Annotated in this window: 10 protein-coding genes; 3 read left to right on the top strand and 7 right to left on the bottom strand. The window is 31.5% G+C overall.

The annotated features are described in order from the left end of the window. The 4 genes from ACIQ2Z_RS09035 to ACIQ2Z_RS09020 form a co-directional block, all read right to left on the bottom strand. Positions 1 to 515: outer membrane protein assembly factor BamD (locus tag ACIQ2Z_RS09035; protein ID WP_396183818.1), on the bottom strand; the 515-nt coding region annotated here is incomplete at its 3' end. 170 nt (positions 516 to 685) lie between these two features. Next, complete coding sequence (locus ACIQ2Z_RS09030; RefSeq protein ID WP_396183817.1) at positions 686 to 1,195, bottom strand: ferritin; 510 nt, start codon at positions 1,193 to 1,195, stop codon at positions 686 to 688. 36 nt (positions 1,196 to 1,231) lie between these two features. Next, the gene (gene dapA / locus ACIQ2Z_RS09025) at positions 1,232 to 2,113 is read right to left on the bottom strand and encodes a 4-hydroxy-tetrahydrodipicolinate synthase (RefSeq protein ID WP_396183816.1); all 882 of its coding nucleotides are present in this window, start codon (positions 2,111 to 2,113) and stop codon (positions 1,232 to 1,234) included. A gap of 1 nt (position 2,114) precedes the next feature. Further along, entirely contained in the window at positions 2,115 to 2,633 is a 519-nt protein-coding gene (locus tag ACIQ2Z_RS09020; protein WP_396183815.1) for a DUF6913 domain-containing protein, read from the bottom strand. A 79-nt stretch (positions 2,634 to 2,712) separates the two neighbouring features. Here ACIQ2Z_RS09020 and ACIQ2Z_RS09015 point away from each other — a divergent pair, with 79 nt between their 5' ends. Both ACIQ2Z_RS09015 and ACIQ2Z_RS09010 read left to right on the top strand, forming a co-directional pair. Next, entirely contained in the window at positions 2,713 to 3,468 is a 756-nt protein-coding gene (locus ACIQ2Z_RS09015; RefSeq protein WP_396183814.1) for a 5'-nucleotidase C-terminal domain-containing protein, read from the top strand. 8 nt (positions 3,469 to 3,476) lie between these two features. Then, on the top strand, positions 3,477 to 4,391 hold the full coding sequence (locus tag ACIQ2Z_RS09010) for a bifunctional metallophosphatase/5'-nucleotidase (RefSeq protein ID WP_396183813.1): 915 nt from the start codon (positions 3,477 to 3,479) through the stop codon (positions 4,389 to 4,391). A gap of 390 nt (positions 4,392 to 4,781) precedes the next feature. Here the strand turns inward: ACIQ2Z_RS09010 and ACIQ2Z_RS09005 are convergent, their stop codons facing one another. Next, the gene (locus ACIQ2Z_RS09005) at positions 4,782 to 5,021 is read right to left on the bottom strand and encodes a hypothetical protein (protein ID WP_396183812.1); all 240 of its coding nucleotides are present in this window, start codon (positions 5,019 to 5,021) and stop codon (positions 4,782 to 4,784) included. 250 nt (positions 5,022 to 5,271) lie between these two features. Further along, positions 5,272 to 5,997 (bottom strand): bacteriorhodopsin-like, encoded by a 726-nt coding sequence (locus tag ACIQ2Z_RS09000; protein ID WP_396183811.1) that lies wholly within the window; start codon positions 5,995 to 5,997, stop codon positions 5,272 to 5,274. Positions 5,998 to 6,122: 125 nt separating this feature from the next. On the opposite strand from ACIQ2Z_RS09000, the gene ACIQ2Z_RS08995 reads away from it, so the two are divergent. Next, positions 6,123 to 7,016: a Brp/Blh family beta-carotene 15,15'-dioxygenase gene (locus ACIQ2Z_RS08995; protein ID WP_396183810.1), complete on the top strand. Its 894-nt coding sequence runs from the start codon at positions 6,123 to 6,125 to the stop codon at positions 7,014 to 7,016. A 36-nt stretch (positions 7,017 to 7,052) separates the two neighbouring features. Here the strand turns inward: ACIQ2Z_RS08995 and dnaK are convergent, their stop codons facing one another. Continuing rightward, positions 7,053 to 8,936, bottom strand: coding sequence for a molecular chaperone DnaK (dnaK, locus tag ACIQ2Z_RS08990; protein ID WP_396183809.1), 1,884 nt, complete (start codon positions 8,934 to 8,936; stop codon positions 7,053 to 7,055). Between the last annotated feature and the right edge of the window lie 22 nt (positions 8,937 to 8,958).

The raw sequence follows: 8,958 nt of genomic DNA, 5'->3' as shown, positions 1-8,958 counted from the left end.
TATTGTTTTGCGTTTTCAAAAGCCTTTTTTTCAATTTTTTCTCTTAACTGTTTTACAATAACGTTTGCTTCAGAAAGTAGAACTGATTCCGGGTAATTATCAATAAAACCTTGCATTTTATCGATTGCTTTGTAGGTATCCACTTGATCTAATGAATAAACAGGTGATAATTTAGAATAGCAAAAAGCTCCTAAATAAGCACATTCTTCGACTTTTTCACTTTTAGGATAAGAAGATACAAAACTTTCAAATTGATAACCTGCCAAATAATATTGCTTCGTTAAAAAATAACTTTGAGCATACATGTAAAACAACTTTTCGGCTTGTGGTTTGCCTCTGTAAGTGGGAGCGATTTGATCAAATAAACGAATCGCTTTTTCATATTTTCCTTCATTATATTTTGATTCGGCCATTGTATATTTAACGCCAACATCTTCACTTTTTAGAGCATCTTGATATGGTCCACAAGAAGTGACAATTAAAGCAAAAATGAAAATAAAATACAATTTATTCATTAGATGGGTTTTAAGGGCAGATTCTAAAGTAAAACTTACTTAAAAAATCGAACTGCAAATTTAGTTATTAATTGCAGACTACAAAACATTTTTTTCATAGTCTTTTAAAGGTGTAAAAAAACAAAAAGTAGCCTAAATTAAAGCTACTTTTATATTTAGATTAACATAAATTATTTTACTGTTGACATCGGACTCACAAAATTTTTCATTTCGTTGTCAAATAGATACAAACCTCCTTTATCATCACCAATTAAATTGATTTTATCCAAGATGTAACGGGCTGTTGCTTCTTCCTCAATTTGCTCTGCAACATACCATTGAAGGAAATTATGTGTTGCAAAATCTCTTTCATCTAGTGTAATTCCAACTAAATTATTAATACTTTCAGATACTTTAATTTCGTGTTCTAAAAGTTGTTTAAACAAAGATTTGTAATTGGTAACATCTAATTTTGGTTCTAAAGTTGAACCGACTTTAGCTTCACCCCCTCTTTGATTTACATATTTGATTAATTTCAACATATGCATTCGTTCTTCGTCAGATTGCTTATACATAAATGTTGAAATACCTTCAAATCCCTGAACCTCAGCCCAAGATGCCATTGCTAAATAAACTTGAGAAGAATCACCTTCCATTTTAATTTGCTTATTTAATGCTTCTAATACTTTTAATGATAACATAATATTTCTTTTGGTTATTATATTTTTTTTATTAAACTAATTTAAAACTTTTTTCACCATTTGTCGGATTCTATTTGCTAAGTCTTCATTTACATTAACCAAAGGAAGTCTTACTGTATTTTCACATAATCCTAATGTTTTGAAAACCTCTTTAATTCCGGCAGGATTACCTTGCTCAAATATCAAATCAATTGCATCGGCAACGAGATAATGAAGTTGATAAGCTTCCTCCACATTTCTTTCTAAACCAAATCTGACCATAGTTGAAAATTCTTTTGGAAATCCTTCTCCTATTACAGAAATAACTCCTGCACCTCCGGCTAATATCATTGGCAAGGTAATCATATCATCTCCCGATATAACCAAAAAATCATTAGGTTTATTTTGGATTAATTTCATAGCTTGAACAATATCGCCAGCTGCTTCTTTAATAGCAACAATATTTTTAAAATCATGAGCTAATCTAAAAACAGTTGACGGAACCATATTACTTGCTGTTCTTCCGGGTACATTGTATAAAATAACAGGAACAGGAGAAGCTTCTGCAACCGCTTTAAAATGCTGAAAAATTCCTTCCTGAGTTGGCTTATTATAATATGGAGAAACTGACAAAACTGCCACAAAAGGTGATAAATCACGTGTTTTTAATTCTTCGACTACTTTATAAGTATTATTTCCTCCAACTCCTAAAACCAAAGGCAGTCTATTTTTATTTGCTTTGATTACGGTTTCAATAACTAAATTTTTTTCATCCCCATTTAATGTTGCACTTTCTGCTGTTGTTCCTAGAACAACTAGGTAGTCTATTCCTCCTTCAATTTGAAAATTCACAATTCGGGTTAACGCTTGTGTGTCAACAGAAAAATCATTTTTGAATGGTGTAACCAAGGCCACACCTGTTCCAATTAGAGATTGCATATTATATTTTTTTTAGTATTCGTAAATATTTAAAAAGTTCATCTATAAAAACATTATATTTTTCAACTTGGGTTTCTATCATAAAATGATTTAAACGTTTGTCTACAGAGGTGAATCCAACTTTAAAATTGGCTTTAGACTGATGTGTCACTATCACTAAAGGAGTTTTTTTAACATCATAATAACTAATCAATAAATCATAATCTTTCGCTATAAAATCAAGTGCTTCTTTTCTTTCTATCGTCCCTAACCATGAAACATCTTTTTTACTGTAGTGAGGGTAATCTATTATTTCTTTCTTTTTATAGCTGTTTTTAAAAGCCAATACGGTAAGATTTTTTACTTCAATTCCATTAGAAACTAATTGTTGAATCAATTTATCTTTTTCTGAAAAAAATGTTTCGTCTATCAGCAAACCTACTGTTACAATTGGCTTGCTAGAAATAGTTGAATTAACATTGAGTGAACTTTTTTTTACTATTCTTTTTGCGGAAAAATTCTTGAAAAATTTTAAAAACATTGTACCTTTACTTGGTTTACAAAATTACTGAATTAAAGTTGTTTTTTCGATGCTAAAACTAAAAAACTATATCGTTGTAATGAAACATTTTGTGTTAATTATAACATTTTCTTTACTACTATTCGGATGCAAAACATCCTATGAAATTGTAAAAATTGAAGGTAAACAAATTGGAGTTTCTGACCCAACAGCTAAACAACCTGAATTAGAAAACTTTATAAAGCCTTATCGAGAACATATCAACAAAGATTTAGACAGTGTTTTAGCTTTTTGTCCGGAAACATTAGACAAAAGCAAAGGGGAATGGCAAACCAATATAGGAAATTTCATGGCTGATGTTTGTTTATCAGGAAGCAACAAAATTTTTTCAAAACGCTACAATAAATCAATCGACCTTTGTTTATTAAATCATGGTGGAATTCGCTCTATTATTCCTAAAGGAAATGTTACCACCCGAACAGCTTTTGAGGTCATGCCTTTTGAAAATATTATGGTGGTAATTGCTTTAAAAGGAAGTCAAATTAATGAACTTGTTGCCCATATTATTAAAGAGAAAAAACCCCATCCGTTAAGTGGAATGAAATTAATTCTAGACAGATATCTACTTGTCAAATCCATCATGATTCAAGATAAAGAACTAGATTTAAATGCTACTTATTATGTAGCTACTTCCGATTATTTAGCCAATGGAGGTGATAATATGCGATTTTTTTTAACCAATGAAGGAGTCTTTGATTTAGATTATAAAATTAGAAATATGCTGATTGATTACTTTAAAGAGGTTAGCACGGTTGAAGCTTCATCTGTTCCGAGAATTATTATCAATCCAAATTAAAATAGTTTATGAAAAGAAGAGAATTCATAAAAAATACAGCTGCCGGAACTGCTTTAGTAGGATTTGGAGGATTATCACTGACTAGTTTAGATCATCTAAAAACCAAACATTTGACCATATTGCATACAAACGATGTTCATAGTCACATCGATCCATTTCCTGCAGGACATCCAAAAAATGCAAACATGGGTGGTGTTGTAAAAAGAGCTGTTTTAATTGAAAAAATCAAACAAGAAAATCCAAATGTTTTACTTTTAGATGCCGGTGATAGTTTTCAGGGAACACCCTATTTTAATTATTACGGCGGTGAATTGGAATACAAATTAATGTCAAAAATGGGGTACGAAGCAACCACTATCGGAAATCATGAATTTGACAACGGAGTTGATGGTTTAGCTGCTCAAATACCTCATGCCAAATTTGACATTCTTTCCGCTAATTATAACTTTGAAAATACCGTCATGAATGGTTTTGTAAAACCTTATAAAATCTTTCGCAAGGACGGAATTAAAGTGGGCGTATTTGGTTTAGGAGTTGAATTAGCTGGGTTAGTAGACAAAAAAATGTATAAAGAAACTATTTACCTAGATCCGGTTGAAATCTCGTTGGACACGGTAAAAAAACTAAAACATGATGAAAAATGTGATTTAATTATTTGTTTGTCCCACTTAGGTTATGCCTATAAAGATGATTCTTCTAAAATAAGCGATGTAAAATTAGTATCCTTAACCCGTGATATTGATTTGATAATCGGCGGACACACCCACACTTTTTTAGATAAACCAACAATTCATAAAAATTTGGATGGAAAAGATGTTTTAGTGAATCAAGTAGGTTGTTATGGAATTAATTTAGGACGAATAGACTTTTATTTCGATTCAGAATCAACCGTAATTTCACAAGGTAAATCCATAATTGTCTGATATTCATATTTAATAATATACCGAAAATAATAGTGAGCAGATTTTAAAATCTATTTTTAAATTGAAATTCATTCAAACTTGAAGATAAAACTTAATTAGCCGTTGATTTTTCAATAACCAATATAAATTTATTAAAAGCAAAATAGGCAAACGTATTAAGCGTCATAGCAATAGGTCTAAAAATTTGCAATTGAATTTAAAATTTTTCAATAAAGATAATAAAGTGTAACGTTACAAACGACAAAACACAAATCATTAACCAAGAACTACTATTGTTACCATTCATGACATAATTAGACAAGGCAATTCCTCCAAGTTAAGAAATCAGAATATTATGAACAATCATAATATAATAAACCTCTTTAGTTAATAAATCAGTATCTAAAAAGATTAAAAAAACACGAATAAAAAAGGTACGGAAGCCAATAAGACAGGTATAAAATCTTTAATTTTCATGACTTTCAAAATATGTAAAATACTGATAAATCGATGAAAAATAAAAACTACTAAACCAATGAAAATAAAATACAAATCATTTGGAATAAACAAAACATTTGTGAGTAAAGAAGTTCCAATAGTTAGAAAAAATAAGACATCTTTCTTTTCAGAACTAAACCAATAAAGAAGCATCAGTATAATTGAGATTGATGGCTTGAACACATAAATCAAGGGCATTAATCTAAAAATTATGCAATAATTTCAATCAAAGCCACTACAAAAAAATACAAACCTCAATAGCTTTACTTTATTCAAATTGTCCTATAATTGAATTCTAAATAAAGTTTTGAAATTTTCAACCAGTTGATAATTTTTAGGTGAATTTTTATAAAATAAAAAAACCGAGCTATTGCTAACTCGGTTTTGAAAAAGATATTTTTATCTATTTGCTAGCTTTCACTGCTAAAGAGTAAATTACTAAACCGAAACCAATTTTATTGATAGCATCGGCTATGTTATAAACTACATCAATATTTAGATTAAGGCTGTGTAAACCATTATACCAACCGTCAGTGCCTAACATATATCCCAATGGATAAATAGACCATCCAACTAGAACAAACCAACACAAAATTTTGTGAGCAGCTAAAACATCACCACCCGCTTCTTTTGCTAATTTGGCTGCTGAACCTAACCAAATTTCATAAACAATTGCAAAATAAGCAAGACCTGAAATGAATCCCCATAGAGCTGCATTGTCTCTATCAACTGCTTCTCCAAAATAGCCTGTTACTAACATAATGATTGAATAGCCAATCATTCTCCAAAGTAAAGATTGTTTTGCACCGGCAATTTTAAGAATTAAATAAAATTCAAGACACATTAAAGGCACTGTCAACACCCAATCTACGTAACGGAAAAATGTTGGTGATTCCATGTGAGAAGCCCAATAGTCTCTCATGTAAAAATAGTGAACAGCGGCAATGAATGTAATCAAGCCGGAAACTAAAACAGATGTACGCCATTTCTTGTCAAACTGACTCAATGACAAAAAGAAAAAAGCTGAAGCAGCCATCATAGCCATACAGCCTACAAAAAATGTGAAACCTACATAATCAGTAGGATCTAACTTTGGAACTAAGTCCGCGATTAACATAAAATTTTTCATAAAGATTTGAATTAAAAAATTGAATTAAAGGTTATTGTTTAACCAAAACTATAAAAAAATTAAACAAAATAAAAATATTTTTGTTTAATTTTTTTTGTTTATTTTTAAAAAATATTTAAAAAAAGATGGCTAAAATTACAAATTTCTCAATAGTAGCAAGCTTTTTAGGATTATGGATCAATTCCTTTTTTACAGAGCAAGCTCAAATATTTATAGGATTTTTACTAATTTTTTCATTTGGCATACTTCATGGAGCCAATGATTTACTTTTAATTGGCAAAACACTATCCAATAATACGAATAAATCCTTCTATAAAATATTACTCTATTATATAGTGGTGGTTTTAATTGGTGCTCTCCTTTTCTATTTTCTTCCCGGTTTGGCATTGCTACTTTTTATACTTGTTAGCGGCTATCATTTTGGCGAACAACATTGGCATAATAAAATAGTTGCCAAAAGTAAAAAACTAACGATGATTTTTCATTCGATCTATGGGTTGCTAATTTTGAGTCTTCTTTTTATTTTTCACGTAGAAGAAGTACAACGCATCATCACTGATATTTCGCAATCAAATATTCCCGAAGAAAGTATTTATATCTTTTTTTATTTTGCTTTAATCACTTTTTTAGTTCTTTGTTTAATCAAATATTTTAAATCGGATGAATTCAAAAAAATTATAGTGCAAGAACTTTTATTATTATTTGTCTTTGCAATCATCTTTAAAACCTCCTCGCTCATTTGGGGTTTTGCGATTTATTTTATTTTGTGGCATAGTATTCCGTCAATGATTGACCAAATGAAATTTCTATATGGTACCTTAACATTCGAAAATTTTAAAAAATATTTTAAATCCGCTTTTTTTTATTGGATTGTTTCTCTTTTTGGAATTTTACTTTTATATGTTGCTTTTAAGAATGAACATTTTTTTGATGCTCTATTCTTTTCTTTTTTAGCGGCCATTACTTTTCCACACGTTTGGGTAATCGTCAATATGTTCAAAACAAAAAAAGCGAACTAGTTACAGTTCGCTTTTTTATCTTTCTATAAGAAGAAATTATTTAACTTCTTCAAAATCAACATCTTGTGTTTGATCTCCGCCTGCATTTGCTGGTTCTGCTTGTTGAGCTCCTTGACCATCTTGTGCTTTATACATTTCTTCAGAAGCATTTTTCCAAGCTTCGTTGATTTTGTCTAAAGCAGGTTGAATCATGGCGATATCTTTTGCTTCATAAGCCACTTTTAATTCATTCAATGCAGCTTCAATTGGTTGTTTGTTAGCATCTGATAATTTATCACCAAACTCTTTCAATTGTTTCTCAGTTTGGAAAATCATTCCGTCCGCTTCATTCAACTTATCCACTTTTTCTTTAGCTATTTTATCAGCTTCGGCATTGATTTCCGCTTCTTTTTTCATTCTTTCGATTTCTTCCGGAGTTAATCCTGAAGAAGCTTCGATACGAATATCGTGCGATTTTCCTGTTCCTTTATCAGTAGCAGAAACTTTAATGATACCATTGGCATCAATATCAAAAGTCACTTCAATTTGAGGCACACCTCTTGGAGCAGGCGGAATTCCATCTAAATGGAAACGACCGATTGTTTTGTTATCATTTGCCATTGGTCTTTCTCCTTGCAAAACGTGGATTTCAACCGATGGCTGATTGTCTGCTGCTGTAGAGAAAACTTGTGATTTTTTGGTTGGAATGGTTGTGTTCGACTCAATTAATTTGGTCATTACACTTCCCATAGTTTCGATTCCTAATGATAAAGGCGTAACGTCTAATAACAATACATCTTTAACATCACCACTTAAAACACCACCTTGAATAGCAGCACCAATTGCCACAACCTCATCCGGATTTACACCTTTGGATGGTTTTTTACCAAAATATTTCTCCACTTGCTCTTGAATGATTGGAATTCTAGTAGAACCTCCAACCAAAATAACTTCGTCAATATCAGAAGTTGATAAACCTGCATCTTTTAGTGCTTTTACAACCGGCTCCATTGAACGTTTCACTAAACTTTCGGCCAATTGCTCAAATTTAGCTCTGGTTAATGATTTTACCAAGTGTTTTGGTCCACTAGCTGTAGCCGTAACATAAGGCAAATTGATTTCAGTTTGAGCTGAAGATGATAATTCAATCTTCGCTTTTTCAGCCGCTTCTTTCAAACGTTGCAAAGCCATTGGGTCTTTACGTAAATCAACTCCTTCTTCGCTGTTAAAGTCGTTTGCCAACCAATCGATGATTACTTGGTCAAAATCGTCTCCACCTAAATGAGTATCTCCGTTTGTAGATAATACTTCGAAAACACCATCACCTAATTCAAGAACAGAAATATCAAATGTACCTCCACCTAAATCGTAAACAGCAATTTTTTGATCTTTTCCAGCTTTATCCAAACCATACGCTAACGCAGCAGCAGTTGGTTCGTTGATAATACGCATTACTTTTAAACCGGCAATTTCACCAGCTTCTTTTGTAGCCTGACGTTGAGCATCATTAAAATAAGCAGGAACAGTAATAACCGCTTCGGTTACAGTCTGACCTAAATAATCTTCGGCTGTTTTTTTCATTTTTTGAAGGGTCATAGCCGATAACTCTTGGGGCGTAAATAAACGTCCGTCAATATCAACACGTGGCGTGTCATTGTCTCCTTTTACTACTTTGTAAGCAACATTTCCAGCTTCTTTTGCACTTTCAGAATATTTATTACCCATGAAACGTTTAATAGACGCAATGGTTTTGGTTGGATTAGTTACCGCTTGTCTTTTTGCAGGATCCCCTACTTTGATTTCGCCACCTTCCACAAATGCAATAACAGATGGAGTTGTTCTTTTTCCTTCAGCATTTGCAATTACTACCGGTTCTCCACCTTCCATTACGGATACACAAGAGTTGGTAGTTCCTAAATCGATTCCAATTATTTTACTCATAACTTTAAATTTGTATGTCTTT

It is taken from the genome of Flavobacterium sp. (assembly GCF_044361015.1).
Classification (GTDB): Bacteria; Bacteroidota; Bacteroidia; order Flavobacteriales; family Flavobacteriaceae; genus Flavobacterium.
The sequence above is the reverse complement of the archived record's forward strand: the minus strand, read 5'-3'. Positions and strand labels throughout refer to the sequence as shown.